Annotated in this window: 31 protein-coding genes and 1 other RNA gene; 10 read left to right on the forward strand and 22 right to left on the reverse strand. The window is 63.3% G+C overall.

The features are described 5' to 3' along the window. Positions 1-2: 2 nt before the first annotated feature. The 6 genes from aceE to Q0P52_RS14045 all read right to left on the reverse strand — a co-directional run bounded on the left by aceE (position 3) and on the right by Q0P52_RS14045 (position 7428). Complete coding sequence (gene aceE / locus Q0P52_RS14020; protein ID WP_293763569.1) at positions 3-2666, reverse strand: pyruvate dehydrogenase (acetyl-transferring), homodimeric type; 2664 nt, start codon at positions 2664-2666, stop codon at positions 3-5. Between the two features lie 307 nt (positions 2667-2973). Beyond that, positions 2974-4422, reverse strand: a complete 1449-nt coding sequence (locus tag Q0P52_RS14025) for a M48 family metalloprotease (RefSeq protein WP_293813724.1) — start codon at positions 4420-4422, stop codon at positions 2974-2976. Between the two features lie 104 nt (positions 4423-4526). Further along, positions 4527-6233, reverse strand: coding sequence for a sulfate permease (gene sulP / locus Q0P52_RS14030; RefSeq protein WP_293763564.1), 1707 nt, complete (start codon positions 6231-6233; stop codon positions 4527-4529). Beyond that, positions 6230-6649: a DUF6691 family protein gene (locus tag Q0P52_RS14035; RefSeq protein WP_293763561.1), complete on the reverse strand. Its 420-nt coding sequence runs from the start codon at positions 6647-6649 to the stop codon at positions 6230-6232. The genes sulP and Q0P52_RS14035 overlap by 4 nt, the downstream gene beginning before the upstream one ends. Before the next feature lie 3 nt (positions 6650-6652). Then, positions 6653-7084, reverse strand: coding sequence for a YeeE/YedE family protein (locus Q0P52_RS14040; protein ID WP_293763558.1), 432 nt, complete (start codon positions 7082-7084; stop codon positions 6653-6655). Between the two features lie 14 nt (positions 7085-7098). Further along, on the reverse strand, positions 7099-7428 hold the full coding sequence (locus Q0P52_RS14045; RefSeq protein WP_293763555.1) for a metalloregulator ArsR/SmtB family transcription factor: 330 nt from the start codon (positions 7426-7428) through the stop codon (positions 7099-7101). 116 nt (positions 7429-7544) lie between these two features. Here Q0P52_RS14045 and Q0P52_RS14050 point away from each other — a divergent pair, with 116 nt between their 5' ends. The 7 genes from Q0P52_RS14050 to rlmH all read left to right on the forward strand — a co-directional run bounded on the left by Q0P52_RS14050 (position 7545) and on the right by rlmH (position 12508). Continuing rightward, positions 7545-8405 (forward strand): MBL fold metallo-hydrolase, encoded by an 861-nt coding sequence (locus Q0P52_RS14050; RefSeq protein ID WP_293763553.1) that lies wholly within the window; start codon positions 7545-7547, stop codon positions 8403-8405. A gap of 49 nt (positions 8406-8454) precedes the next feature. Next, a complete protein-coding gene (locus Q0P52_RS14055) occupies positions 8455-9444 on the forward strand; it encodes a DUF2804 domain-containing protein (RefSeq protein WP_293763550.1) in 990 nt (329 codons plus the stop codon). Between the two features lie 5 nt (positions 9445-9449). Continuing rightward, positions 9450-9884 carry a GNAT family N-acetyltransferase gene (locus Q0P52_RS14060; RefSeq protein ID WP_293763547.1) on the forward strand — a complete coding sequence of 145 codons (435 nt, stop codon included), beginning with the start codon at positions 9450-9452 and terminating at the stop codon, positions 9882-9884. Positions 9885-10096: 212 nt separating this feature from the next. Next, positions 10097-10687: a carbonic anhydrase gene (locus tag Q0P52_RS14065; RefSeq protein ID WP_293763544.1), complete on the forward strand. Its 591-nt coding sequence runs from the start codon at positions 10097-10099 to the stop codon at positions 10685-10687. Then, the gene (nadD, locus tag Q0P52_RS14070) at positions 10684-11319 is read left to right on the forward strand and encodes a nicotinate-nucleotide adenylyltransferase (RefSeq protein ID WP_293763540.1); all 636 of its coding nucleotides are present in this window, start codon (positions 10684-10686) and stop codon (positions 11317-11319) included. Before Q0P52_RS14065 ends, nadD begins: the two co-directional genes overlap by 4 nt. A gap of 170 nt (positions 11320-11489) precedes the next feature. Continuing rightward, a complete protein-coding gene (gene rsfS / locus Q0P52_RS14075) occupies positions 11490-11858 on the forward strand; it encodes a ribosome silencing factor (protein WP_293763538.1) in 369 nt (122 codons plus the stop codon). A 179-nt stretch (positions 11859-12037) separates the two neighbouring features. Beyond that, the gene (gene rlmH, locus Q0P52_RS14080; RefSeq protein ID WP_293763535.1) at positions 12038-12508 is read left to right on the forward strand and encodes a 23S rRNA (pseudouridine(1915)-N(3))-methyltransferase RlmH; all 471 of its coding nucleotides are present in this window, start codon (positions 12038-12040) and stop codon (positions 12506-12508) included. 12 nt (positions 12509-12520) lie between these two features. On the opposite strand, the gene Q0P52_RS14085 is transcribed toward rlmH, so the two are convergent. Then, a complete protein-coding gene (locus tag Q0P52_RS14085; RefSeq protein WP_293763532.1) occupies positions 12521-13027 on the reverse strand; it encodes a YiiD C-terminal domain-containing protein in 507 nt (168 codons plus the stop codon). Between the two features lie 43 nt (positions 13028-13070). Between Q0P52_RS14085 and Q0P52_RS14090 the strand changes: the two genes are divergently transcribed. Further along, positions 13071-13577, forward strand: a complete 507-nt coding sequence (locus Q0P52_RS14090) for a YcnI family protein (RefSeq protein ID WP_293763529.1) — start codon at positions 13071-13073, stop codon at positions 13575-13577. A 257-nt stretch (positions 13578-13834) separates the two neighbouring features. Here Q0P52_RS14090 and Q0P52_RS14095 read toward each other — a convergent pair whose 3' ends face one another. After that, positions 13835-14230 carry a YidB family protein gene (locus Q0P52_RS14095; protein WP_293763526.1) on the reverse strand — a complete coding sequence of 132 codons (396 nt, stop codon included), beginning with the start codon at positions 14228-14230 and terminating at the stop codon, positions 13835-13837. Between the two features lie 112 nt (positions 14231-14342). On the opposite strand from Q0P52_RS14095, the gene Q0P52_RS14100 reads away from it, so the two are divergent. Further along, positions 14343-15140 (forward strand): lytic transglycosylase domain-containing protein, encoded by a 798-nt coding sequence (locus Q0P52_RS14100; protein ID WP_293763523.1) that lies wholly within the window; start codon positions 14343-14345, stop codon positions 15138-15140. A 97-nt stretch (positions 15141-15237) separates the two neighbouring features. Here Q0P52_RS14100 and Q0P52_RS14105 read toward each other — a convergent pair whose 3' ends face one another. From Q0P52_RS14105 to Q0P52_RS14135, 7 genes are all read right to left on the reverse strand, one after another. Then, complete coding sequence (locus Q0P52_RS14105; RefSeq protein ID WP_293763521.1) at positions 15238-15684, reverse strand: hypothetical protein; 447 nt, start codon at positions 15682-15684, stop codon at positions 15238-15240. A 36-nt stretch (positions 15685-15720) separates the two neighbouring features. Then, entirely contained in the window at positions 15721-16725 is a 1005-nt protein-coding gene (gene holA / locus Q0P52_RS14110) for a DNA polymerase III subunit delta (RefSeq protein WP_293763518.1), read from the reverse strand. After that, the gene (gene lptE, locus Q0P52_RS14115; protein ID WP_293763516.1) at positions 16706-17263 is read right to left on the reverse strand and encodes an LPS assembly lipoprotein LptE; all 558 of its coding nucleotides are present in this window, start codon (positions 17261-17263) and stop codon (positions 16706-16708) included. Before lptE ends, holA begins: the two co-directional genes overlap by 20 nt. 228 nt (positions 17264-17491) lie before the next feature. Then, the gene (gene leuS, locus Q0P52_RS14120) at positions 17492-20107 is read right to left on the reverse strand and encodes a leucine--tRNA ligase (RefSeq protein WP_293763514.1); all 2616 of its coding nucleotides are present in this window, start codon (positions 20105-20107) and stop codon (positions 17492-17494) included. Positions 20108-20269: 162 nt separating this feature from the next. Continuing rightward, positions 20270-20674: a hypothetical protein gene (locus Q0P52_RS14125; RefSeq protein WP_293763512.1), complete on the reverse strand. Its 405-nt coding sequence runs from the start codon at positions 20672-20674 to the stop codon at positions 20270-20272. A 13-nt stretch (positions 20675-20687) separates the two neighbouring features. Then, positions 20688-21647, reverse strand: coding sequence for a prolyl aminopeptidase (gene pip, locus Q0P52_RS14130; RefSeq protein ID WP_293763510.1), 960 nt, complete (start codon positions 21645-21647; stop codon positions 20688-20690). 48 nt (positions 21648-21695) lie between these two features. After that, positions 21696-22160: an EVE domain-containing protein gene (locus Q0P52_RS14135; RefSeq protein WP_293763508.1), complete on the reverse strand. Its 465-nt coding sequence runs from the start codon at positions 22158-22160 to the stop codon at positions 21696-21698. Positions 22161-22298: 138 nt separating this feature from the next. On the opposite strand from Q0P52_RS14135, the gene Q0P52_RS14140 reads away from it, so the two are divergent. Then, positions 22299-22448, forward strand: coding sequence for a hypothetical protein (locus Q0P52_RS14140; RefSeq protein ID WP_293763506.1), 150 nt, complete (start codon positions 22299-22301; stop codon positions 22446-22448). A 60-nt stretch (positions 22449-22508) separates the two neighbouring features. On the opposite strand, the gene Q0P52_RS14145 is transcribed toward Q0P52_RS14140, so the two are convergent. From Q0P52_RS14145 to cobU, 7 genes are all read right to left on the reverse strand, one after another. Beyond that, positions 22509-22925, reverse strand: coding sequence for an anti-virulence regulator CigR family protein (locus Q0P52_RS14145; RefSeq protein WP_293763504.1), 417 nt, complete (start codon positions 22923-22925; stop codon positions 22509-22511). Positions 22926-23102: 177 nt separating this feature from the next. Continuing rightward, positions 23103-23705: a 5-formyltetrahydrofolate cyclo-ligase gene (locus Q0P52_RS14150; RefSeq protein WP_293763502.1), complete on the reverse strand. Its 603-nt coding sequence runs from the start codon at positions 23703-23705 to the stop codon at positions 23103-23105. 7 nt (positions 23706-23712) lie between these two features. Further along, positions 23713-23896: non-coding RNA, 6S RNA (gene ssrS, locus Q0P52_RS14155), on the reverse strand. A 29-nt stretch (positions 23897-23925) separates the two neighbouring features. Next, complete coding sequence (locus Q0P52_RS14160) at positions 23926-24237, reverse strand: cell division protein ZapA (RefSeq protein ID WP_293763500.1); 312 nt, start codon at positions 24235-24237, stop codon at positions 23926-23928. Further along, on the reverse strand, positions 24234-24461 hold the full coding sequence (locus Q0P52_RS14165; protein WP_293763477.1) for a hypothetical protein: 228 nt from the start codon (positions 24459-24461) through the stop codon (positions 24234-24236). Before Q0P52_RS14165 ends, Q0P52_RS14160 begins: the two co-directional genes overlap by 4 nt. Positions 24462-24482: 21 nt before the next feature. After that, positions 24483-25358, reverse strand: a complete 876-nt coding sequence (locus Q0P52_RS14170) for a cobalamin-binding protein (RefSeq protein ID WP_293763474.1) — start codon at positions 25356-25358, stop codon at positions 24483-24485. After that, positions 25355-25888: a bifunctional adenosylcobinamide kinase/adenosylcobinamide-phosphate guanylyltransferase gene (gene cobU / locus Q0P52_RS14175; RefSeq protein WP_293763471.1), complete on the reverse strand. Its 534-nt coding sequence runs from the start codon at positions 25886-25888 to the stop codon at positions 25355-25357. The genes Q0P52_RS14170 and cobU overlap by 4 nt, the downstream gene beginning before the upstream one ends. Positions 25889-25950 lie beyond the last annotated feature (62 nt).

Consider the following 25950-nt stretch of genomic DNA (forward strand, 5'->3'; position numbering starts at 1 on the left):
GCTTAAGCCTTCCAGCTCGGCAGCTTGTCCACGTTGATGCCGTACTTGGCGATGGCATCCTGCACGCGCGCGGCGTCGATCTTGCCTTCGCGGGCCAGCGCGGACAGCGCTGCCAGCGCCACGTAGTAGCGGTCCACCTCGAAGAACTCGCGCAGCTTGGCGCGGCTGTCGGAGCGACCGAAACCGTCAGTGCCCAGCACCACGTAACGACCCGGCACGTATTCGCGAATCTGGTCGGCGTAGTTGCGGATGTAGTCGGTGGCGGCGATAAACGGGCCGCTGCGACCGGACAACTGCTGCTCGACGAAGCTCTGCTTGGCTGGCTCGGCCGGATGCAGCAGGTTGAAGCGGGCGGCTTCCATGCCGTCGCGGCGCAGTTCGTTGAAGGAAGTGACGCTCCAGATGTCCGAAGCGATGCCGAAATCGTTGCGCAGCAGATCGGCGGCGGCCATCACTTCGCGCAGGATGGTGCCGGAGCCCATCAGCTGCACCTTCACCTGCGCGTCGCCGCCGTCTTTCAGCAGGTACATGCCCTTGATGATGCCCTGCTCGGCGCCTTGCGGCATGGCCGGGTGGGTGTAGTTCTCATTCATCAGGGTGATGTAATAGAAGATGTCTTCCTGCTCGCCGTACATGCGGCGCAGACCGTCCTGCAGGATCACGGCCAGCTCGTAGGAGAAGGTCGGGTCATAGGACACGCAGTTGGGAATCAGGCCAGCCTGGATATGGCTGTGGCCGTCTTCGTGCTGCAAACCTTCGCCGTTCAGCGTGGTGCGACCAGCCGTACCGCCCAGCATGAAACCGCGGGCGCGCATGTCACCGGCAGCCCAGGCCAGATCGCCGATGCGCTGGAAGCCGAACATCGAGTAATAGATGTAGAACGGAATCATCGGGATGCCGTGGTTGGCGTAGCTGGTGGCTGCGGCAATCCACGAGGACATCGCGCCCGGCTCGTTGATGCCTTCCTGCAGCATCTGGCCGTCCTTGGATTCCTTGTAGAACATCAATTGGTCGGCATCCTGCGGTACGTAGTTCTGACCCTGGCTGGACCAGATGCCGTACTGGCGGAACATGCCTTCCATGCCGAAGGTGCGGGACTCGTCCGGCACGATGGGCACGATCTGCTTGCCGATGTTCTTGTCCTTGAGCAGCGTGCCCAGCATGCGCACAAAGGCCATGGTGGTGGAGTACTCGCGCTCGCCGGAGTCGCCCAGCTGGCTGTCGAACACGTGCAGGCCCGGCACGGCCAGCGGCGCCTTCACCGGACGGCGGGACGGCAGGAAACCACCCAGCGCGGCGCGGCGTTCACGCATGTATTTCATTTCCGGACTGTCTTCGGCCGGCTTGTAGTACGGCACGTTCGGCAGATCTTCATCGGAGATCGGGATACCGAAGCGGTCGCGGAATTTGCGCAGGCTGTCCAGATCCATTTTCTTGGCCTGGTGAGCGATGTTTTGCGCTTCGCCGCTGGAACCCATGCCGTAACCCTTGATGGTCTTGGCCAGGATCACGGTGGGACGACCGTTGGCGTTGTGGGTGGCCTCGTGATACGCGGCGTACACCTTGTGCGGATCATGACCGCCGCGGTTCAACGCCCAGATCTCGTCGTCGGACATATTGGCCACCATTTCGCGCAGCTCCGGGTATTTGCCGAAGAAATGTTCGCGAACGTAGGCGCCGTTCTTGGATTTGAAGGTCTGGTAATCGCCATCCACGCACTCGTCCATGCGCTTCTTCAGCAAACCCTTGGTGTCCATGGCCAGAAGCGGGTCCCAACGACTGCCCCACACTACCTTGATGACGTTCCAGCCGGAACCGCGGAAGTCGCCTTCCAGTTCCTGGATGATCTTGCCGTTGCCGCGCACCGGTCCGTCCAGACGCTGCAGGTTGCAGTTGATGACGAAGATCAGGTTGTCCAGGCCTTCGCGGGCCGCCAGCGCGATCGCGCCGAGGGATTCCGGCTCGTCCATTTCGCCGTCGCCACAGAAGCACCAGACCTTGCGGCCCGGGGTGCGGGCCAGACCGCGGCTTTCCAGATACTTGAGGAAGCGAGCCTGGTAAATGGCCATCAACGGGCCAAGGCCCATGGACACGGTGGGAAACTGCCAGAAGTCGTCCATCAGCCACGGGTGCGGATAGGAAGACAAGCCGTTGCCGTCCACTTCCTGACGGAAGCTGTCCAGCTGCTCTTCAGTCAGACGGCCTTCTAGGAAAGCGCGGGAATACACGCCCGGCGCAATATGGCCCTGGAAATAGATCAGATCGCCGTCTTGCTCGTCGTTGGGGGCGCGCCAGAAGTGATTGAAGCCCACATCGTAGAGAGTGGCGGAAGACTGGAAGGAGGCGATGTGGCCGCCCAGCTCCAGGTTTTTCTTGCCGGCGCGCAGCACCAGGGCCGCGGCGTTCCAGCGGTTGATAGAGCGGATGCGGTGCTCCATCTCATGATTGCCCGGGGACTTCTGCTCTTTGCCCACGGGGATGGTGTTCTGATAAGCGGTGGTTGCGTCGAACGGCAGGTGCGCGCCGCGGCGACGGGTGCGTTCAACCATGGTTTCCAGCAGATAGTGCGCGCGTTCGGCACCCTCGGCGTCCAGCACGGACTCCAGGGCTTCGGTCCATTCCTGGGTTTCCAGCGGATCGATATCGTCAGGGAAGGTTGCAGCCATATCTCATCCTCACATCGGGGGTGAACGGGGCGCTGCCTCGTGGACAACGCCCGCTTTATTGTGTTTCCGGATCGAAAACGAAAAAACGAACCGTACTCGATTGGCCCAGATTATAAACGATCGTTTTCGCAAGAAAAATGTTCGCTTCTGAAAAACCGTACCAATGAGCGGCAGTGTATAGTTTCACGAGCGGACAAAGGAATAGGCAATTAGGGTTTTCACTCGATATTTGCCCGTTTTTTCAACATGTTGCGGCGCATCATGTTGTTTTTTTGCGATAGCCCCGCTACAGCGAAAAACAGCCGGGTCACTTGCCGGCCGTTTTCTTCTCTTCCTTCAGCAGCTTTTCAACTTCGCGCATGCGCGCCTCGATGGAGGAACGCAGGTAGAAGTCGTCGCCCTTGGCCTGACTGGCGAACTGGTACTGCTCAAGCGCCGCCTCGTAACGACGTTCAAAGTACAAGGCGTTGCCCAGCGCCCAGTGATAGCGCTGCGGTTCACGATCGGCGTAGAGCGCGGCCTCGCGACGATACAAGGGCGCATCGGTCGGACGGGTGGTTTGCAGTTCGCGCAACATGGCCAGGGCCGCGCTCCGGTTATTACTATCGATCAGGACATCCAGTTCGGCCAGTTGCAACGGTGCGTTGTTGCGGAAGACGGCCTGGCCGCGTTGCAGCGCGGCGCGGGCGGCCGTCCAGTCGCCGGCTTCGCGATCGATGGCGGCTTCCTGTCCGAACAGCATGGGATCGGACGGCAATTTGCTGCGCGCCTTGGCCAGCGCCTCCCGCGCGGCAGCCACATTGCGGGACGCCAGTTGGGCACGGGAGAGCCCGTACCAGGCAGCCCCTTCGCTGAGGTACTGGCCCTTGTCCAGCATGGTCTTGTAATAGCGCACCGCCTCTTCAGGTTGCATGCCGGTCACGCGGATCTTTTCCCTCACCAGCAAATAGGCCGTGCTGTCGGCCTTCATCTTTACCGGGTACTCCAGCGCGCGGTTCTGCGCTTCGCTGATGCGCTCCACCGTTACCGGGTGAGTGCGCAGGAAAGCGAAAGCGCTGTTGTCGCTGTAACGGTTAGCGTTTTCCAGGCGCTGGAAGAAGGCCGGCATGGCGCGCACGTCGTAGCCGCCCTGCGCCAGATACTGCATGCCGACGCGGTCCGCTTCGCGTTCGAAATCGCGCGAATAGGCCAGTTGGTTGGAAATCTGCAAACCCAGCCCCGCGGACAGCGCGCCCACCGAGCCCTGGCCGCCGCCGGCGCGCGAGGCCAGCACAGCCGCCAGCACGGTGCCCAGCAACAACAACGGGCTGGTGGCGTCGTTGGCGGCTTTCATGCGCGCCATGTGGCGCTGGGTGACGTGGGCGGTTTCATGGCCCACCACGGAGGCCAGCTCGCCTTCACTCTGGGTGGTGAGGATCAGCCCTTCGTTGATGCCGATGTAGCCGCCCGGCATGGCGAAGGCGTTGATGGCTTTGTCGTTGACGACAAAGTAGGTCAGCCGCAGGCCGGGCATGCGCACCTGCGAGGACAGGCGATGGCCCAGATCATTGATATAGGCGGTGGCTTCCGGATCATCCAGCACATCGCCGGCGTCCATCATGGCGCGCATGAAATCGCGCCCCAGCTTTGCCTCATCGGCCATGGAGAGGGCGGTGTCGGCATTGTCGCCGAGGTCGGGCAGATCGATGGCGTAGACGGCGGGGACTTGAATCAGCGAGACGGCCAGCATGGTGGCCAGAAGCGTTTTTTTCATCATGGAAGGTAGGAGCCGTGGCTGCGTGGGAAAGTTGCACGGCCCGAACCGGCCGCGCCGACGACAGGCCATAGCATAGCCAGATGCCGCCGCGCCGCCAATGATGCCTAGATATGGTAGTCGGGCGAAGGCGTCAGACGCTGCCACGCCTGCTGCAGGGAGAGATGGGTGCGGCCGGCAAAGCGGCGGCCCAGCCCGGCGCGCTCCATGACGTCCATCACCGGGCCTTTCACCTCCGCCAGATGCAGGACAATGCCGCGCTCGGCCAGAGTGCGATCCAGCTCTTCCAGCATCAACAACGCGGTGGTGTCGATGCGGTTGACCGCGCTCATCACCAGCACCAGCTGCCTACAGGACGGCATCCCGGCGGCTTTGCCGATCAGCGCCAGACGCACCTGCCGCGCGTTGGCGAAATACAGGCTTTCATCCACCCGCAGCGTCAGCACGCCGGGCAGCCCCTCCACCGCATGGCGCAGGCGATTGCGAAAATGCTGGGTGCCGGGCACCCGCCCCAGCTCGGCGATGTGCGGCCGGCTGCCGCGCCAGAGCAAAGCGGCCAGCGACACCGCCATGCCGGCCACGATGCCGCTATCCACGCCCAATAACAGCACCAGCAAGAAGGTCAGCAACCAGGCGGCGGCGTCCGCCTTGTCGCTGCGCCAAGCCAGCCTCAACGCATCCAGCCGCACCATGCCGGCCACCGCGCTGATGATGGTGGCCGCCAACACGGATAAAGGCAACGTCGCCAAAGCACCAGCGGCAAACAGCATGGCCAGCGCCATGCCGAAGGCAGTAATCAGCGAGGAGAGCTGGCTTTGCGCGCCGGCATCGGCGTTCACCACCGAACGCGTCAGCCCGCCGGTTATCGGGAAGCCGCCGCACAAGCCGCTGCCGATATTGCAGGCGCCCAGCGCCAGCAGTTCGCGATCGGGATCGATCTGCTCGCCGCGCCGCGCCGCCAGCATCTGCGCTACCGACAAGCTTTGCACATAGTTGATCAGGCCGATGAAAAACGCCGGCAGCAGCAAATCCGCCCATTGCCCCGCCTCCAGCGCAGGCCAGCGCAGGCCCGGCAAGCCGGCGGGCACCTCGCCCACCAGCGGCAAGCGCCCTGTCAGCCCCCAGCCGGATACCAGCAGCATGCTGACTGCGACGGCCAGCGTCGGCGCACAACGCACCCACAACACGGCACGCGCAGCGGATAGCCCCAAGACTTGCAGCAACGGTTGGCCGAAGCGCCGGGCCAGGGTCAGAAAAGCCAGCGTCGCCGCGCCAAAAGCCAGCGCCAGCCCGTTGGCCTTCGGCAAACCTTGCCACAGTCCCGTGGCCAGGGCCGGCAGGGAGGCGCCGCCGCGCACGCCGGCAAGCGCGGATAATTGGGACAGCAGGATGATGAGCGCGGACGCCGATGTAAACGCCGCCAACACCGGTTGCGAGAGAAAATCCGCCATGAAACCCAACCTGGCGAAACCCAGCGCCAGCAAGATCAGGCCGGACAATACCGCCAGCCCGACCGCCAGCGCCAGATAATCGCCCGAGCCCGGTTCCGCCAGCCGGCTGAGACTGGCCGCCACCAGCAAGGAGGTAACCGCCATCGGTCCGACGGATTGCGCCCGCCCCTGCCCCAGCACCGCGTAGATCAGCAGCGGGGCAAGACTGGCGTAAAGGCCGAATTGGGGCGGCAAACCCGCCAATAGCGCATAGGCCAGGCCCTGAGGCACCAGCAACAGCGTCACCAACACGCCAGCGCTCAGGTCGCCGGCCAGCCATTCGCGCCGATAGTCGCGCAGCCAGTCCGGCAAGAGGCGGATCATTTCACCCACTTGGCCAAGGGGTGATACAGCAGCATGCCGGTCAGCATGGCCGCGACAAACAGCAAGCCCTTGCCGGACAACATCCCGGCCAGCACCAACGCCGGTCCTGGGCAGATACCAACCAGCCCCCAGCCCACGCCAAACAACAGGCTGCCCATCACCAGCCTGGGCGTCAGCGCACGGGTATCGGGCAGCGACATCGGCTCACCCAGCAAGGAGCGCTCGCGCCGCCCAGCTACTCGAAAAGCGGAAAAGCCCACGCCGATCGCGCCGGCCATCACCAGCGCCAGGCTGGGGTCCCAAGCGCCGGCCAGATCAAGAAAACCGCTGACCTTGGCCGGATCGGCCATGCCGGACAACAGCAAGCCCAAACCGAACAGCAGGCCGGCCACAAAGGCGGAAAGTATCTTGCTCATGGCTTACCCCAACACATGGCGAATAAGAAAAACCGTCGCGAAGCCCGCCCCCATGAAACTCAGCGTGGCCACCAGCGAGCGCGGCGACAGCCGCGACAGGCCGCAAACACCGTGTCCGCTGGTGCAGCCGGACGCCAGCCGCGTACCCGCGCCCACCAGCAAACCGGCCACGATCAGCAACAGCGGCGACGCCTCGATGCGCACCACGGGCCAGGGACCGACCGCGAACAACCACGCCAGCGGCGCTAGCAACAGGCCGCCCGTAAACGCCAGCCGCCACGGCCAGCCGCTCTGCCGGTCCAACAAACCGCCCACAATGCCGCTGATGCCGGCGATGCGGCCGTTCAGCAACACCAGCCAGGCGGCGGCAAGACCGATCAGCACACCGCCAGCCAGCGAGGCGTAAGGCGTGAAACTGTTCCAAGCTATTTGCATATCGAATCCTTGCGTCAGTCCGCCGCCGTTTGGGCGACGGTGGGGGCATCGTCCCCGCAGAACAAGCCGTGCAGGGCGTTGAGCATCACCATGGCTTCCGCGCTGGCTATGCTGTAGTAAATCCATTTGCCTTCGCGGCGCGTCGCCACCAGGCCCTCGTTGCGCAAGACGCCCAGTTGTTGCGACAGGGTGGGTTGCTTGATGCCGGTGAGCTTTTCCAGCTCCGACACCGCTTTTTCACCATCCACCAATTGGCACAGCAACAAGAGCCGGTCTTCATTGGCCAGGCTTTTCAGCAAAGCGGATGCCCGGCTGGCGTTGTCGCGCAGAATGTTCAAATCCATGATGGCCTCCTGATCGGCCAGTGCTTTATGGTCTTGGGTTGTCATTACATTATATTTCTCAATATAATGTTTTTCAATATACCGAATGCCGCGCCGTCCCCAGCAAGGAGAACGCCATGACACCGCAGATCGCTTCGTTTTTCGACCCCGCCACCTGGACGGTTTCCTACGTGGTGTACGACCGGCATGGCGGCCGCGCCGCTATTGTCGATCCGGTGCTGGATTACGACCCCAAATCGGGCCGCACCAGCACGCGCGGCGCGGCGGCCATCCGTGATTTTATCCGCGAACACAACCTGACCGTAGACTGGATACTGGAAACTCACGCCCACGCAGACCATCTGTCGGCCGCGGCCTGGCTGCAACGCGAAACCGGCGGCAAAACTGCCATCGGCGACGGCATTGGCCAGGTGCAAGCCATTTTCAAAGGCATTTTCCATCTTGAAGCGGACTTCGCCACTGACGGGCGTCAGTTCGACCATCTTTTCGCCGATCGCGAATCCTTCCATGTTGGCGAGCTGCAAGGTGAGGCGCTGTTCGTTCCCGGCCACACCCCGGCCGACATGGCCTACCGCATCGGCGACGCGGTATTCGTCGGCGACACACTGTTCATGCCGGATGTCGGCAGCGCCCGCTGCGATTTCCCCGGCGGCGACGCCGCCACGCTGTACCATTCCGCACGACGCCTGCTGTCGCTGCCGCCGGACACCCGGCTGTTCATGTGCCACGACTACCCACCCGCGCACCGCGAGCCGCAGTGGCAGACCACGGTAGCCGAGCAGCGCGCCGGCAACATCCACCTGCACGACGGTGTCAGCGAGGCTGAATTTGTACAGCTGCGCCAGGCGCGCGACGCCACGCTGGAGATGCCGGTGCTGATCCTGCCTGCCGTACAGATCAACATCCGCGCCGGCCAACTGCCGCCGCCGGAAGCCAATGGCGCGCGTTATCTGAAAATCCCTCTCGACCTGCTGTAGACTCGAACGCGTGTTTGACTCTTACTAGCGGGCGCGCCCGCGCCCTGCCATGACCACCACCCTGCCCGCCGCCCCCGCCCGTCTGACGCAAGACACCCGCCAACCCGCTTTCGGCGTTTACGCCGGTGTCGTGCCAGAGTTGGACTGGCAGCCGTTGCCGCTGTCCTTCGGCCAACGTCTGCTGGCGCCGATGCGCCACAAGCGCTGGCAGTACGTGGCCGTTGCCCATCGCGACTTTGTCTTTGCCGCCGCGGTGGTGGACGCCGGCTGGATAGGCAGCGCTTTCGCCTATCTGTTTGATCGGCGCAGCGGCACGCTGTTGGCCGACTTGTCCGCCAATAGTCCGCCGCTGTCCCGCCCCCGGCTGGCGCGCCGGCCCTTTGGCGATGCCGGCTTCGCACACGGCGGGCTGACGCTGGCCTTCCGCCGCGAAGACGACAGGCTGGCCCTGGAGCTGGCCGGCAAAGGTCTGAGCGCCGCCGCCCACATCGCCTTGCCCGCGCAAGAACAGGTGCTTGCCGCCATCGCCCCTGGGGACTGGCTGGCGCACGCCACCCATAAAACCTCCGCGTTGCCGGTAAGCGGCTTTGTCGACTGTGGGGGCCAACGTTTCTCTCTGGACGGCGGCCACGCCAGTCTGGACTGCTCCGACGGCCTGCTGGCGCGCGAAACCGGCTGGCACTGGGCCAGCGCCCACGGCCCGGATATCGGCTTCAATCTGCAAGCCGGTTATATGGGCGACGCCGAAAACGCGGTGTGGCTGAATGGGCACATTTTCCGCACTGCAGCAGCACGCTTCCGTTTCGACTCGCACAAGCCGCTGTCGACGTGGCATATTGATACCGAAGACGGGCTGGTATCCCTCACTTTCACGCCGGAAGGCGCGCGCAGCCAGAATCAGAATCTGCTGATCGCCGCCAGCCGCTATATCCAGCCAGTCGGCCGTTTCGACGGCAGCGTCACCCACCCCGACACGGGCGCCAAGCATCTTGTCTCCGCGCTCTGTGGCGTCACCGAGGACCACTTTTCCCGCTGGTAGCTCCCATGCTGATATCGATTCGCCCCGCCAGTCACCAGGATGTTTCCATGCTGACCGCCCTGTCGGAAGAGTTCGGCTATGCCGCAGACCCCATCGCGCTGGCCAATCGCCTGACCCTGCTCCTGGGCAGCCCGGACCTGCATCAGCTGTGGGTGGCCGAAGTGGACGGCGAAACCGCGGGCTGGATTCACGGCTTCTGGCGGCCGCTGCTGGAATCACCGGCAGCCGTGGAGGTGGGCGGACTGGCGGTAGGTGAACGCTGGCGACGTCAGGGCGTGGGCGCGGCGTTGCTGGCCACTTGCGAGAACTGGGCGCGCAGCAAGGGCGCCACGCTGATCACGCTGCGCTCTGCCGCCTACGGCGAAGACATTCCCGACTTCTACGCAGAACAAGGCTATCAACCGGGAACGAATCAGAATATTTTCAGAAAGCAGCTGTAATTTCCAGGCTTGCCATCGGGCAGCCGCATCTCGTCAGCGCGCGCTCTTGTCTTGCGACAAATGTTTTCCCATCCACGCCAACCCGGCTACCATAGCCGGCGCCGGGCATCGGTTTCCTGCAGAAAATCAAGAAACACCACCAAAAGTGGTGTTAGCATGGCGCCCCGTTAGAGCAAATCATCTAACCGAAATCTTTCAAGGAGTTGAAGCGCATGGGTGTGCTGACTACCATTCTCGAGCACAATCGGGCCTTCGTCGATAACCGCGAATACGAGCAGTTCAAGACCGACAAATTTCCCGACAAGGGCCTGGCGGTGCTGGCCTGCATGGATGCGCGGCTGGTGGAGTTGCTGCCCAAGGCCATGGGCCTGAAAAACGGCGACGCCAAGCTGATCAAGAACGCCGGCGCGCTGATCACCCACCCCTGGGGTTCGGTGATGCGCAGCCTGATCGTGGCCGTCTATGAGCTGCGCGCGGAAGAAATCTGCGTGGTGGCGCACCGCGACTGCGGCATGCGCGCCATTGACCCCACCAAGGTGCTGGCTCACGCGGTGGAGCGCGGCATCAGTGAAGAAACCATCGCCACCTTGCGCGCCGCCGGCATTGATCTGGACACCTGGCTGCAAGGCTTCGACAACGTGGCCGACAGCGTTCGCCACTCGGTGCAGACCATCCGCAACCATCCGCTGATGCCGAAAGACATCCCGGTGCACGGCATGGTGATTCACCCATCCACCGGCCGGCTGGAGCTCCTTATCGACGGTTACACCGGCAAGGCCCCGGAAGCCAACCCGCAAGCATGAGCTCGCTGGGCCTGTTCGGCGGCACCTTCGACCCCATCCATCTGGGGCATCTGCGCCTGGCTGAAGCGTTCCGCGACGAACTGGCGCTGGACGAGGTGCGGCTGATTCCGGCCGGGCAACCCTATCACCGCGCGCAAGGCCCCGCTGCCAGCGCCACCGACCGGCTTACCATGACCCGGCTAGCAATTGAGGGTTTGCCGCGGCTTTGCGTGGACGACCGCGAAACGCGGCGGGAGCGCCCCGCCTACACCATCGACACGCTGGAAGAAATCCGCGCCGACATCGGCGCCGAACCGGCCCTGTGGTTGCTGATCGGCGGCGACTCGCTGGCCGGTCTCGGCAGCTGGCGCCGCTGGACCGAATTATTCTCGCTGGCCAATATCGCCGTGGCGCTGCGTCCCGGCTTCAGCGCCGAGGCCTTGCCCGAGCCTGTGAGACGGGAATGGTTGTCGCGCCAAGTGATTGATTTTCCAAACAGCACCGCTTCCGGTACAATGCGCCCCCTGGCGCTGCCTCCCCGCGACATTTCCGCTACCGACATCCGTCGGCGCCTGCGGCACGGAGACGCACCGGAAGAGTTCATCAGCGCCCCCGTGCTCGCCTATATCCGCGAACGCGGTCTATACCTCTAACTCAGGCGAAGCGGCCTTCGGCCAACCTTCGCCACGCGCCGGCCAGCCGTCCTCCGTGACAAAGCTCGCCGGTTAGCTCAGCGCCGCCCGGTCGGGCGGCAAACGATCTTTTTCGGTACCTCTGGACTGATGCCGCCGCCATGTACCGTCAGCCGAAAGCAAAGGACAACATGGAAGTACAAGACATCGTCAAACTGGCAGTGGAAGCCCTGGAAGACGTCAAGGGCAAGGACATTGTCGAGATGGACACCAGCAAGCTGACCTCGCTGTTCCAGCACCTGATCGTCGCCACCGGCGACTCCAACCGTCAGGTCAAAGCGCTGGCCAACAACGTGGCCGTCACCCTGAAAGAAGCCGGCATCGAGCTGGTGGGCACCGAAGGCGAAGAGTCCGGTGAATGGGTGTTGGTGGACGCCGGCGACGTGGTGGTGCACGTGATGCTGCCCGCCGTGCGCGACTACTACGATCTGGAAGCCCTGTGGGGCGGCCAGAAGCCCAGCTTTACCCCGGCCGGCGGCCGTCCCTGGAACGCCGCCTGATCTCCGGCGCGCCCTGTCGTTGACGCGCTCAGGCCCGTCAACGCCTCGCGCCTGTGGTCGGACCCCTCTTGGCCGAAGCCCGTGCGCTTCGGCCAACTTGTTCATAGCCGCGCTCCGGTCTGGCTTTGCCATGCCGCCTTGCGCGGATTTTCCCGCAGGTTCTCATCAGGTCTGACGCCATGAAACTCACCATTCTCGCTGTCGGCACCAAAATGCCGCGCTGGGTAGACGACGCCTACCAAGATTACGCCAAGCGTTTTGGCCGCGACGTGACGCTGGAGTTGAAAGAAATCAAACCGGAGAAGCGCGGCGGCGGCGTCACGGCGGAAAAGGGCATTGCCGCCGAACACGAGCGCCTGGTCGCCGCCATTCCGCCGCGCTCGCGGCTGGTGGTGATGGACGAACGCGGCCGCAACTGGACCTCCGTCAAGTTGGCCGAAGGACTGAAAGGCTGGATGGAAGGCGGCGACGACGTCTGCTTCATCATCGGTGGCGCGGATGGCCTGTCCGACGAGCTGAAGGCGCGCGCCGACGTACTGCTGCAACTCTCCGCCATGACCTTGCCGCACGGCATGGTGCGGGTGATGCTGGCCGAACAGATCTACCGCGCCTGGTCCATCCTCAACAATCACCCCTACCACCGCGAATAATCCCTGCGCGGCTCAGGCTGGCGGCAACACCACAAACACGCCGCTCATACGGGCGCAACACGCACCCTGCTCGTCTTCCAGTCTCACTGACAAGGCGATGCGCCCCTTGCGACCACGTCGCACTGCGCGCAGCAGTTTGTCCCAATCCTCCTCGTCCACCGCTTCCGTGCTTGCCCTCACCGCGCTGGCCGCCGGCAGCAGATAGTCCATCTCGCTGCGCTGGACCACAATATGACCGGACAGCCCTGAACCAAGCAGCCGTACATGCGCCCATCCCCAGGCGCACAACAACGCCACAGCCGACAGGCTGCCGCCGAACATCGTACCGCCATGGTTGATATTGGCCGGCAAAGGCGCCCACACGCTGACGCCAGTGCCTCCCGCGTCCAGCACCTCCACCTGCATGGCGCGGCTGAGCGGAATGTTGTCCAACAAGTACTGCTGCAGGGTTTCTCGCATGAAACGGCTTTCTCGTAGTGGCTGCGACAATTTGTCGCACATATTGAGAATCATTCTCATGTAAACTGTTGCTTTGTCAGACTCTACCTCAAGCATCAGAAAAATGAAAAAACTCGCCCTGCTCGCTTTGCTGGCCGCCCCGGCCTTCGCCCACGTGTCTCTGGACAATCCCAATGCCGCCACCGGCAGCTATTACAAGGCCGTGCTGAAAGTGCCGCATGGCTGCGACGGCAGCGCTACCACCGGTGTCAGCATCGAGCTGCCGCCGGGCCTGCAACTGGCTCACCCCATGCCCAAGGCAGGCTGGAAACTGGATATCGTGCGCCAGCCGGTTACCCCTTTCGACAATCACGGCACGCTGGTCAAAGAAGATGTGACCCGCATCAGCTGGAGCGACGGCAACCTGCCGGACGACCAGTACGATGAGTTTGCCTTCCAGACGCGCGTCGCCGCGCAACCGGGCAAAGTATTCATCAAAGTGCGGCAGCAATGCGCCCAAGGCGCAACCGACTGGGTGCAGATTCCGGCCGAAGGCCAGGATGCCCATGCGCTGAAGAGCCCGGCAGCGGCACTGACCGTAACCCCGGCCGGAGAGGTGCATCACCACTAAAACCCACTGGCAATCCCCCCGACCCGGCATTGCGCCGCCTCGTCGTACTGCGCGTACGGCCTGCGGCGGCGCGGCGTAGATCTGGGGCGCGGCGAGGTTTTGTCAGCGGCTCCAAGCGCGCTGACTCATGCCGCCTCCCGGCAGCCCGGACGGGTTTGCCGAAGAAGAAGGGCCGCTTGCGCGGCCCTTTTGTCTCCTGCAGACAACACTCGCAGCGTCCTCAAACCCTTCGGAACGCCTAAGCCGCCCGCTTTTGTTCAGCCTTTGTTGAAAAAGCCCTTGAGCAGGTCCAGGCCCTGCGACAGCGCATCGCTGCCTTGCGGCAGTTGACCGTTGGGCGTCATGCTGTCCACCGCTTGCGGCAGCACCTGAGCGATCTGTTCCGACAGCTGCTGCGGGTCCAGACCGAAACGCGAGGCCAAGGCGGAAACCTGCTCATTACCGAGCACCGCCTGGATCTGCTCGGCACTCACCGGCAGGTTCTCGCCACTGCCCACCCAGGACGACACCAGCTCGCCCAGCCCACCGCTCTGAAACTGCTGCAACAGGCCGGCCACGCCACCCTGCTGGTTCAGTAATTCGCCCACCGCGCCGGCCGCGCCGCCGGCATTGTCGCCGCCCAACAGGCCGCCCAATTGATCGAAGAGGCTCATACGCTTCCTTTCGCTTTAAAATGAGATCATGAAAAGTGTTTGCAAAATTACCACGAAAAATCAGTACAATAGCGCCTTAGTCATCGTCAAGACGGTTTGATCTTCTTAAAAAATGCGCCTGATTCACTGCTTTGCCGCTCTGCTGGCGGCTGTTTTCGCCACCAGCGTACATGCCGATCTTTATGGTTTCGTGGATGCCGACGGGCAGGTCCACCTGGCCAACCGCAAGATCGACGAGCGCTACCAGCTCTACCAGAAGTCGGTTTCCGTCGGCGCTGCCGATGCGACTGCCGCCTTGAGCGATGCCACCACGCCCGGCCTCGGCGCCACGTTGAGCCTGGACGCGCCGCGTCCGGTCAGCCCGGCGGTGGAAGGCCTGAAACCCGCCCCCGCCCCGGTGTACAACGCCAAACTCGCCGCCCAGTACACCCGTCTGATCAACCAGACCGCGCGCGAGTTCAAGCTGGACGCCAACCTCCTGCACTCCATCGTTACCGTTGAATCCGGCTACAACCCGCAAGCCCTGTCGCCCAAGGGCGCGGTGGGCCTGATGCAGGTGATACCCGCCACCGGTGAACGCTTTGGCGTTACCGAATTGTCCGATCCCAAGCAGAATCTGCGCGCCGGTGCGCGCTACCTGCGCTTTCTGCTCGGCCTGTTCAACAACGATCTGCCGCTGGCGGTAGCCGCTTACAACGCCGGCGAAGGTGCCGTGCAGAAATACCGCAATACCATCCCGCCTTACGACGAAACCCGCGACTACGTCGCCAAGGTGCTGGCGTCCTACGAGAAACGCACCGGCGTCAGCTACCAGCGCCAGTCGCCGCTGCAACCGGCCAACCGTCGCGTGCGCGCCGTCATCATGCCCGCCATAGCCATGCCGGCCGGTACGGACGGCAGCGCGCTGTAAGCTCATCGACGTACCGCAGACAAGCAAAAGGCCTTCTCGCGAAGGCCTTTGTTTTTTGTTGTATTGGGCATTGGTATGACTGCCCGCCCACTCGTCTTTAAAGTTGCACGCCGATGATCTCGCCCAACGGCTCGGCAAGATCCCGATAATTGGCCCTATGGTCGAAAACGCCCAGTAGACCGGGATAAGCATCAGGAGTGTGCATGATCTGGTTGCCCTTGCGCGACGACAGCTTGTGTATGCGCAGAATGCGTCCATCCCAATGCACGATGCGGGGTTCTTCCGCCACCAACAATACTTCCAGAGCCTGATGAATGATTTCTACCAAAACGACCTTGCTGCGGGTCCTGCTCTCTCCCGCAGACGCTGCAACATGAACTACCTCGTCTAGCATAGCGCCTTTTCTTAAGCAAAACGTAACAAATGATTTCACTGGCCACTTAATGATAGGCCAGCCCAAAACGATAAACAACAGATGTTTAAACCAAAAATAATCAACATGATAATAAAACGGGACAGCCTTTAAAATGAAAATGGCCGACATAAGCCGGCCATTAAAGATATCTGTCTTTTTTCTGCATCATGCCGACAACAAGGTTGCCAGCGATCGGATCGAATGCCAAGGATCGTTGCCGTCCACACCCTTGATTTGCTGGTCGATACGGGCGCACTCCGCCAGCGCGGTCATCAGCTTGCGCGGACCGATGCGGCGCAATGCCGGCTCCGCCAAGCGTTGCTTGTCGCCCCACAAACGCAGTTCGCGGGCCAGATCGCGCACTTGCCTGCCTTCCTTGAGCCCCTGACGCAAACGCAGCAGCATGCGCACGTCTTCGGTAAATGACCACAATACCAGCACCGGCGACTCGCCTTCGGCCAGCAAGCCATCCAGCATGCGCTGCACCCGCGCCGTATCGCCGGACAGCCAGGCTTCGGACAAGTGGAAAACATCGAAACGCGCAACATTGGCCACCGCCTCGCGCACTTGCTCCAAGCTGACTTCACCGGGGGGATGCAGCAAGGCCAGCTTGTCCACTTCCTGTCGCGCAGCCAGCAGGTTGCCCTCCACCCGGTCGGCAAAGAACTCCAGCGCTTCAGCGGGCAGGCTTTGCCCCTGCCGCTTCATGCGCCGAGCGATCCAGCCCGGCAACTCTTGCCGGCCCACAGTGCGGGCCTCCACCACCACGGCGGACTTTTCCAGCGCGGAGAACCATTTGGACTGCTGTTGCGCGCGCTCCAGCTTGGGCAGGGTAATCAGGGTGACCGTGTCGTCCGGCGGCGCTTCGGCCAACCTTTGCAAGGCCTCGCCGCCCTCGCTGCCCGGCTTACCGCCGGGAATGCGAATCTCCAGCAGCTTGAGCGAGGCAAACAAGGACACGCTGCTCATGGCGTCGCGCAGCTGCGACCAGTCGAAGCCGGCCTCCACCGTCAGCACTTCGCGCTCCTGATAGCCCATGTCGCGAGACTGCGCACGAACCAGATCCGCGGCCTCCAGCGCCAGCAACGCCTCATCGCCGTGAATCACGTACAAGGGCGCGAGGCCGCGCGACAACGCGGCCTCCAGCGCATCAGGGCTGAGTTGCGGCATTCGGCTTCAGGCTTTGCGGTCCGGACGGAGACATGCCAGCCGGGCGCTTGAGGTAGGACAGTCGACGCGCAATCTGCTCGGCCGCGTCGCGGCGGGCATCCGCCCACAGAGAGGCTTCCTCCTGCTCCTTGCCCAGCACATCGCTGTCGGAGTAGTTCATGTTGCGACGAACCACCACCTGCAGATCCGGCCCCAGTTCCGCGCCGCCCATGGTCACTCGCACCACGGCGCGGTAGGTCAGCTGGTATTCGTTGACCTTGCCGCCGGAGTTGATGGTGCCCACATCCTTGGACTGGCCTTCATCCACCACCGCCACGACGGCTTCCGCCTGTTGCGGGCTGCCCGCAATCGTCAGCTGAGGGTTGCGCGCCAATTCGTCATGCAGCGCGCCGGCAATCTGCGCGTTGCCGGTTTCCAGATAAACACTGGAGAACGGCAAGGGCCGCACCTGGCCGCCCAGGCCCTTGAGATGAAAACCGCAGGCGCTCAGCAACAGCGCGCTGGCCGCCAGCAACAGCAACGACGCCAGTCGTTTCATGTCGGGTATCTCCGTTTCGGCCCGCTCGGGTTTTTCCTGGGGCCGCATACTGAAAAAAAGGCCACGCGTCGCCGTTGCAACGGACGACGCGAACGCCCCTCGGGCGCACAGCCTTGCTTGGAACCACCAACAATACCTCGCCGAGGCCCTGAACCAAGACGCGCCGCAGGCAGTACACAAAGTACGGCAGGCGGCGCAAGGCAGGATCAGGGGGTTGGCTGGCGGGTCTTAGACAACGATGTTCACCAGGCGACCCGGCACCACGATGATCTTCTTGGCCGGTTTGCCTTCCATGAATTTCTGCACGTTTTCATGGGCCAGCGCGGCGGCTTCGATGACATCCTTGGCGGCGTCGGCGGCGACGGTAATGCTGCCGCGCAGCTTGCCGCCCACCTGTACCATCAGCTCGATCTCGCTCTTCACCAAGGCGCTTTCATCCACCTTGGGCCAGGCTTGCGCCAACAGCTCGGTGCCCGGACGCAGGATGTTCCACAAGGCGTCGGTGATGTGCGGCACGATGGGGGCCAGCAGGATGGTGACGGATTCCAGCACTTCCTGCGCCACGGCGCGACCGGCGGCATCGGCGCGATCGGTCTTGTCGTAGGCGTTCAACAGCTCCATCACCGCGGCGATGGCGGTGTTGAATTGCTGGCGACGACCGTAATCATCGGCCACCTTCTGGATGGTGCTGTGCAGCTTGAAGCGCAGCTCCTTCTGCGCGGCGCTCAATTCGCCGCCGGCATAGGCCGTTGTGACGCCGGCTTCGGCGTGATCGCGCACCAGCTTCCACAGACGCTTGAGGAAGCGGAACGCGCCCTCCACGCCGGCATCCGACCATTCCAGGCTTTGCTCCGGCGGCGCGGCGAACATCATGAACAGACGGGCGGTGTCCGCACCGTATTTCTCGATGAATTCCTGCGGGTCCACGCCGTTGTTCTTGGACTTGGACATTTTTTCGATGCCGCCCACCTGTACCGGCTGGCCGTCCACGCGATGCGTTGCGCCGGTGATCTTGCCCTTGCCGTCGCGCTCCAGCACCACGTCTTGCGGGGCAATCCAGTCCTTGGAACCGTTGGGCAGATCGCGATAGAAGGTTTCGCAGATCACCATGCCCTGGGTCAGCAGGCTCTTGAACGGCTCATCGGAAGACACCAGGCCTTCGTCGCGCATCAGCTTGTGGAAGAAGCGCGCATACAAGAGGTGCAGGATGGCGTGTTCGATGCCGCCCACGTATTGGTCCACTTGCAGCCAGTAGTCGGCCGCCGCCTTGTCCAGCATGGCGGTGTCGCACTTCGGGCTGGCGTAGCGGGCGTAATACCAGCTGGACTCCACGAAGGTGTCCATGGTGTCGGTTTCGCGCTTGGCCGCGCCGCCGCAGGTGGGGCAGCTGGTTTCATAGAATTCCGGCATCTTGGCCAGCGGCGAACCGGCGCCGTCCGGAATCACGTTTTCCGGCAGCACAACCGGCAGGTCTTTTTCCGGCACCGGCACATCGCCACAGCTCGGGCAGTGAATGATGGGGATAGGGCAGCCCCAGTAACGCTGGCGGGAGATGCCCCAGTCGCGCAGGCGGTATTGGGTCTTCTTCTGGCCGGCCTGCTTGGCCTCCAGATCGCCGACGATGGCTTCAAAGGCTTCGGCAAACGTCTTGCCGTCGTACTTGCCGCTGTTGACGGTGCGCACGCTGTCGTCCTTGGCCGCGTACCAGTCTTGCCAAACGGCGGCGTCGAAAGCGTCGCCGGCCATGCTGGCGTAAACCTGGGTGATCGGCAGGCCGTACTTGTTGGCGAATTCGAAATCGCGCTCGTCATGCGCCGGCACGGCCATCACCGCGCCCTCGCCATAGCCCCACAGCACGTAGTTGGCCACCCATACCGGCAGCTTGGCGCCGGTGAGCGGGTGCACGACGAACAAGCCGGTGTCCATGCCCTTCTTTTCCATCTTGGCGACGTCGGCTTCCGCGACGGAGCCGGCCTTGCATTCGGCAATGAAAGCCTGCAGTTCGGGACGGTTGGCGGCGGCTTGGGCGGCCAGCGGGTGCTCGGCGGCAACGGCCACGTAAGTGGCGCCCATCAGGGTGTCCGGACGGGTGGTGTACACCTTCATTTCGCCGGCGTGGCCAATGCTGGTCTCGTCGTAAGCAAACACCACGTCGGAGCCGAAGCTCTTGCCGATCCAGTTGCGCTGCATGGTCTTCACCTGTTCCGGCCAGCCGTCCAGGGTGTCCAGGCTTTGCAGCAGCTCTTCGGCATAACGGGTGATGGCGAAGTAGTACATCGGGATTTCGCGCTTTTCCACGATGGCGCCAGAGCGCCAGCCGCGGCCGTCAACCACTTGCTCGTTGGCCAGCACGGTCTGGTCCACCGGGTCCCAGTTCACCACGCCGTTTTTCTTGTAGATCACGCCCTTCTCGAACAGGCGGGTAAACAGCCATTGTTCCCAGCGGTAGTAGTCCGGCTTGCAGGTGGCCAGCTCGCGCTCCCAGTCAAGCGCAAAGCCCAGGCTGTCCAGCTGGGTCTTCATGTACTCGATGTTGGCGTAGGTCCAGGCGGCCGGCGCGCCGCCGTTTTTCATGGCGGCGTTTTCCGCCGGCAGGCCGAAGGCGTCCCAACCCATCGGTTGCAGCACGTTGAAACCCTGCAGGCGCTTGAAGCGGGCCAGCACGTCGGTGATGGTGTAGTTGCGCACGTGACCCATGTGCAACTTGCCGGACGGATAGGGGAACATGGACAAGGCGTAGTACTTGGGACGGCTGGCGTCTTCCACGGCCTTGAAGGCGGCGGTGTGTTTCCACTTCTGCTGGGCGGCGCTTTCCACCTCGCGCGGGCTGTAATGTTCTTGCATGGTGATCTTTGTCTGGAATGGCTGAAAACAAAAACGGCGGACTGCCCAAGGCTCCGCCTGCGGCAGGGCGGCTTGGGCAGTCCGTCTCATCGTCTGTCGCCCATTATAACGGCCTAGAGGGCTTGCCGATAAGGGCTTAAAAAAACAAAAACTTGGGCGGGATCACGGGCAGGGGCGGCGCGTCCAGCCGCGCTCCTCGCCGCGCCGGCAGCGGAAGTCCTCTTCCACGCCGACAATGCGCCACGCGCCGTCGCGCCAATCCAGCGCCAGGCGCTGGCGCACGGCAGCCAGACTGTCGTCCATCAAGCCATCGCGCACAATCTCCATCCGGACGCTGTCGAAGGCTTCCGGCTCGCTTTGCTGGACGAGGCTCAGGGTGCGGTAGTCGAAACGGCCATGCTGCCCGAGGCGGGCGTGAACGAAACGCAAGGCAAGCTCGGCGGGCAATTCGCCCGGCTGACCGACAAAAGGCAAGCGCCCTTCATCGGTGTAAGCCTGCGCAGGCAGAGACAGGCCTGCGCTGAGCAGCAGCGCCGCCAGGCAAGCGGGAATAGAAAAGCGGTTCATGCAAAACAGACCGTCAACCCCAGGCCGGGTTCACTCCGCCATGGCGTTTGCAGGCCTCCAGCTCGCCCATCAACGCCGACAGAATGCCCTCCTCCCACACAGAGTGCCCAGCGGCTTCCACCATGCGGAAACGGGCCTGCGGCCAGGCGGCGGCCAGATCCGCCGCATTGGCCGGCGGGCAGACGATATCGTAACGCCCCTGCACGATGACGGCCGGGATGTGGCGAATGCGGTGGATGCCGTCCAGCAATGCCGCCTCCGGCAGGAAGATGCGATTGACGAAGTAATGCGCCTCCAGCCGCGCCAGCGACAGAGAAACGTACTCGCTGGCGGCCCGCTCCATGGCGTCACGATTGGGCAGCAGCGCCACACAAGCGCCTTCGTAGCGGCCCCAGGCGCGGCAGGCCGGCAGATGTACGGCCGGATCAGGGTCAGTCAGGCGACGGTAATAGGATGCCAGCAAGTCGCCGCGTTCCTCCGGCGGCAACGCTTCGGCAAACCTTTTGGCTTCTTCCGGGAAAAACTGCCCCATGCCGTGCAGGAACCAGTTCACCTCGCGCTCGCGCCCCAAAAAGATGCCGCGCAAGAACAGGCCGGTCACCCGCTCCGGATGCGTCTGTGCATAAGCCAGCGCCAGCGTGCTGCCCCAAGAACCGCCAAACACCAGCCAGCGCTCAATGCCGAGATGGCGTCGCAGCGCTTCGATATCGGCCACGAGGTGCGCGGTGGTATTGTCCCGCAGCTCGCCGCGCGGCACCGACCTCCCGCTGCCGCGCTGATCGAACAGCACGGCGCGGTACCAGGCAGGGTCAAACAACTGACGGCACATGGGCGAACAACCGTCGCCCGGCCCGCCATGCAGGTAAAGAATCGGCGCGCCGTCCGGACTGCCGCACTCCTCCCAATACAACTGATGCAGGCCATCCACCGGCAGCATGCCGTGGCGGAAGGGTTCTATCGGGGGGTAAAGCATGCGCGGCTCCGCAAATCGACAAGGGATGGCGTTGATGGTGTCACGCCCTCAATCGCTCAGCAAGACCGACTGGAGACAGGCCCACTCCTCCGCCGTCACCGGCGTGATGGACAGCCGGTTGCCGCGCTTGAGGACCTGCATGGACTGCAAGGCCGGATGCTGGCGCAACTCAGCCGGCGTCACCAGCCGCGTTTTGCGGATGAAACGCACATCCACGCAAACCCAGCGCGGCTTGCCGGGCGTGGAGGTCGGGTCGTAATAGGGGCTGGCGGGGTCGAACTGGCTAGAATCCGGGTGCGCCAGGCAAGCCACCTCGGCAATGCCGGCGATGCCCGGTTGCGGGCAGCTGGAATGCCAGAACAGCAAGAGGTCGCCTGGCCGCATGACGTCGCGCATGAAATTGCGCGCCTGATAATTGCGCACGCCGGTCCATTCAAAGGCGCGATCCGGCTCGGCGGCAAGGTGATCGATGCCGACTTCGTCCGGCTCCGATTTCATCAGCCAATAGTTCATGGACAAACTTTCTTAACGACTGGAAGCCCGAATTTACCATTGCACATGATTGGCTCGCACTTGCTTGACATCTCCCGGCCACACTGGCCGCAAGACAACCGGCCCATGCAGCCGAACCTCACCCCAGGGAGAACCAACATGAAAAGCCTTCTGCTCGCCTTGCTTGCCGCCGCCTCACTGAGCGCCTGCGTCATCGCGCCGCCGCGCGTCGCCTATCGCGGCCCGGAAATCCGTCCGGTGGAAGTGGTGCCGGTCATCGTGCCTGAACATCGCTACTGGGGACGCTGAGCGCTGTACGGCCTCAGTCGGCATCGGAGGGGGGCTTGACCGGAAATCGACCAGACCGGTTCAACGGAATACATCGCTCAGGACATCGGCGATGATCTGCGCGCCGATACGCACCAAAATCAGATCCGCGCCGGCCTGCCGCCATTCGTAGCCCGGATGCGCGGGCAAGCGATCAAGGTAGGGCTGCGGCAGCGCCTTCTTGGCGATGCCCGGCGGCAGCGGTTTGCCGCGCGCCAGATTCTTGCGGATGCCCGGCGGCAAAGGCTTCACATGCGCAGAAGGCAAACCGGTCTCCCGCAGCAAGGCATGGGCGGCTGCGGCACTGATGCCGGCGCGGACCAAGTCCTCGGTGCCTTGTTGCTGATCCGGTTTACCGCCGCGACCGTGCTTGCCCTTGCCTTCCGGCGGATTGGCAACAGCGGCGGCTGTCGTCAGCGCCAAGGTCAGGCCTAGTAAAATTGAAGTGGAATAACGCATCAAAACTCTCCTTGCTTCTGCGCAGCGCCCGTCCAGACCTGTTTGCGCTCGGCACCGCCTGCATGGCGAGGCCATCGAATCCGGCAAGCCGGGGGAATGGCTGAGCAAGCAGAATGGACGTAACGCCACCAGCACTGCGCATGCGGTGCCCACAAATGCTGCGGCTGTGGAGCAAGTTCAGAAACGGCGCAGGCCGGACTCGGTAAGCAGACAGTCTAGTCGCACATCCCAGGGTTCGCGAGGCACGGCAGTCACCACTTGGCAATCAAACGCCACCCCCACCAGCAGAGGTTTGCCAAAGACGGCATGACGACGACGAAAAGCCAGCGTGCTGTCGTAAAAACCACCGCCCTGCCCCATGCGGTAGCCATCGCGATCCACCGCCAGCAAAGGCACGAACAACACATCCAGCCGCTCGGCGCGCAAACGCGGCCCGGCATATTCCCAGATACGGTAACGCGGGTGCAGATGCCAAAGATCGGCCGCGCCCAAACGATTGAACCAGAGGCGGCGGCCGCGCGCCGGAATCTGCGGCAGATACACTTCAGCGCCGCGCCACAGCGCCGCGTTCATCAGAGAGAAAAGATCCAGTTCGGAGCCGGCGGCAAGGTAGCCGCCAAGGCGCTTGCCGCGCTTGAGCAAGCGGGAAGCATGACGGGCGATGCGATGCGCGGCGTCGCGCCGATAGGCCGGCGACAGCGCTATGCGCGCGCGGCGTATTTGCCGGCGCAGTGCTTGCTTGTCTGCAACGAGGGAGATGGGCTCGGGATGGGAAGCCATCGGAAGAGAGACCCCCGCGAGTGTCGTTCTGGCAAAATTCGCTTGTACCCTGTTTCCAGGGAGGGCCGCCTGCCAGACATTTCGGGCGCGTCCTCGAAGGGACGCGACACGCCCATGTCTAACGCTGGCAGCCAAAAGCGAACGCATTGGTACAAAGGAATTGTGTGCCTTCACGAACACCGCAGGGGATAGACTGACCTGTGTGTCCGCCAGCGAAAACTCAGAACAGAGCTTGCTGGCTTTCGCGAAGCGCGGTGTCCGCCGCCTCGCTCATGTTGCGTATTTTACGCTGGAACGCCGCCATTTCCAAGCCTTCGCCCACTTTGGTGCGCAAAAGATCGTGCGCGATGTTCAGCGCGGCCATGATGGCGATCTTGTCGGCGTCCATCACTTTGGCGTGCTGCTGGATCATTTCGATCTTGCCTTCCAGCAGACGCACCGCCTCTTGCAGGGTTTCGCGTTCGTCAGGCGGCGTGGCGATGGTGAAGTGACGACCAAGAAGTTCGATGTCTACCTGTACCGGCTCGCTCATTGCGCACTCCCTTCGCCATCGCCAGGCTCTTCAGCCTTGGGCAGGCGTTCCACCAGCGCAGCCACGCGGCTGCGGGTTTCGTTCACGCGAAAGTTCAGCTCGGCGTTTTCCTTCAGCGCTTCGGCCAGCGCCTGGGCAAAACGGCCGTTCTGGGTTTCCAGTTCCTTGATGCGGGCGATGAGCGCCTGCACGCGGGATTCGAGGTATTCCAGTTCCTTGTCCATGGCGGCGAGGATAACGGTCGGCTAATCCAGCGTCAAACCCAGTTGGCGTCTGGCCGTGTCCAGCGTGCGACAGACTGTGGCCGCGCCATCCACCAGCCGCGGGCCGGGAATGCTGACGACATCGGCATCCAGCGCGTAACGCGCGCCTTTGGCCACGGCGGGAATGACGTTCCAGCGGTCCCACATGGCCAGCATGTCGCGATGTGACACCAGCATCACTTGTGGCTGCGCCGCGACAACCGCCTCCATGCTCACTTGCGGCGCGGGCAGCGGCAAAGCGGCAAAGACGTTGCGGCCGCCGCACAGGGTGATCATTGGTCCCATGAAGCTTTTGTCGCTCACCGTAAAGATGGGCGCGCTGCTGACCTGATAAAACACCGACACCGGCGGGCGGGCGGCATAGCGCTGACGCAGCCCGGCCAGCCGGCCCAGATAGGCGTCGGCCGCGCTCTTCGCCCGGGACGAGCCGGCCAGTTCGCCCAGCTGACGCATTTCACTGGCCACATCCTCCAACCTGAGCGGATGACTGATGTAGACCGCCACTCCCATATCGCGCAGGCGCGCCAGTTCGCGCGGGTTGCCGCCGTCCTGCCAGGCCACCACCAGATCGGGCTTGAGCCTGAGAATGGCTTCGAGACTGACGCCACTGTAGCCCCCCACGCGGGGCAGCGATTTCGCCGCTGGCGGGGTGTTGCTGTAGTCCACCGTGCCCACCAATTGCTTGCCCGCGCCGACTGCATAGAGCATTTCGGTAGTATGCGGGGCAAGAGAGACGATGCGTCGCGCCGGCTGCGCCAGTGCGACGGTCTGGCCGGCGGCATCCTTGACGGAGACGGCTGCCCGCGCCGGGCCGGCAAACCCGGTCAGCAGGCAAAGCATCAGAAAACAACGGGTCATGAGTGTGCAGTCTGTTTCAGCGCCAGCGGCAAGCCGCAGGCCATCAGGGTGACGTGATCGCATTGGGCGGCCAGGTCCTGATTGAGTTTGCCGAGCAAATCGCCATAGCGGCGCGCCATGGCGCTGACCGGCATGGCGCCCCAGCCGATTTCATTGGTGACGATCAAGAGCTGCCCTTGCAGGCTGGCGACGGCTTCCAGCAGCAGGGCGCGCTCTTCGGCAAACCCTGCCGCGTCCAGTTCGTCTTTATCGTCGAAAAAGCGGATCAGCCACATGCCGAGACAATCCACCAGCAGCAGGCCATCCTCTTGGTCGTGGCGCAAGAGCTCGGCGGCCAGAGCTCGCTCTGCCTCAACCCAGCGCCAGTGCGCCGGGCGGTGGCGGCGATGCTCGCGCACGCGTTCGGCAAACTCTTCATCGCGTACTTCCGCCGTGGCCACATAGCACACCGGGCCGTCGTGACGGGCGGCCAACTGTTCGGCGTAACGGCTCTTGCCGGAGCGGGAACCGCCGGTGATGAGATGCAACATGTCCGCTCCCGGGATGGAAATCAACAAACTGGCTGAACGCCGCCGCGCGAGGCGGCGTTCAG

The organism is uncultured Aquitalea sp. (assembly GCF_945957525.1).
GTDB lineage: Bacteria > Pseudomonadota > Gammaproteobacteria > Burkholderiales > Chromobacteriaceae > Aquitalea.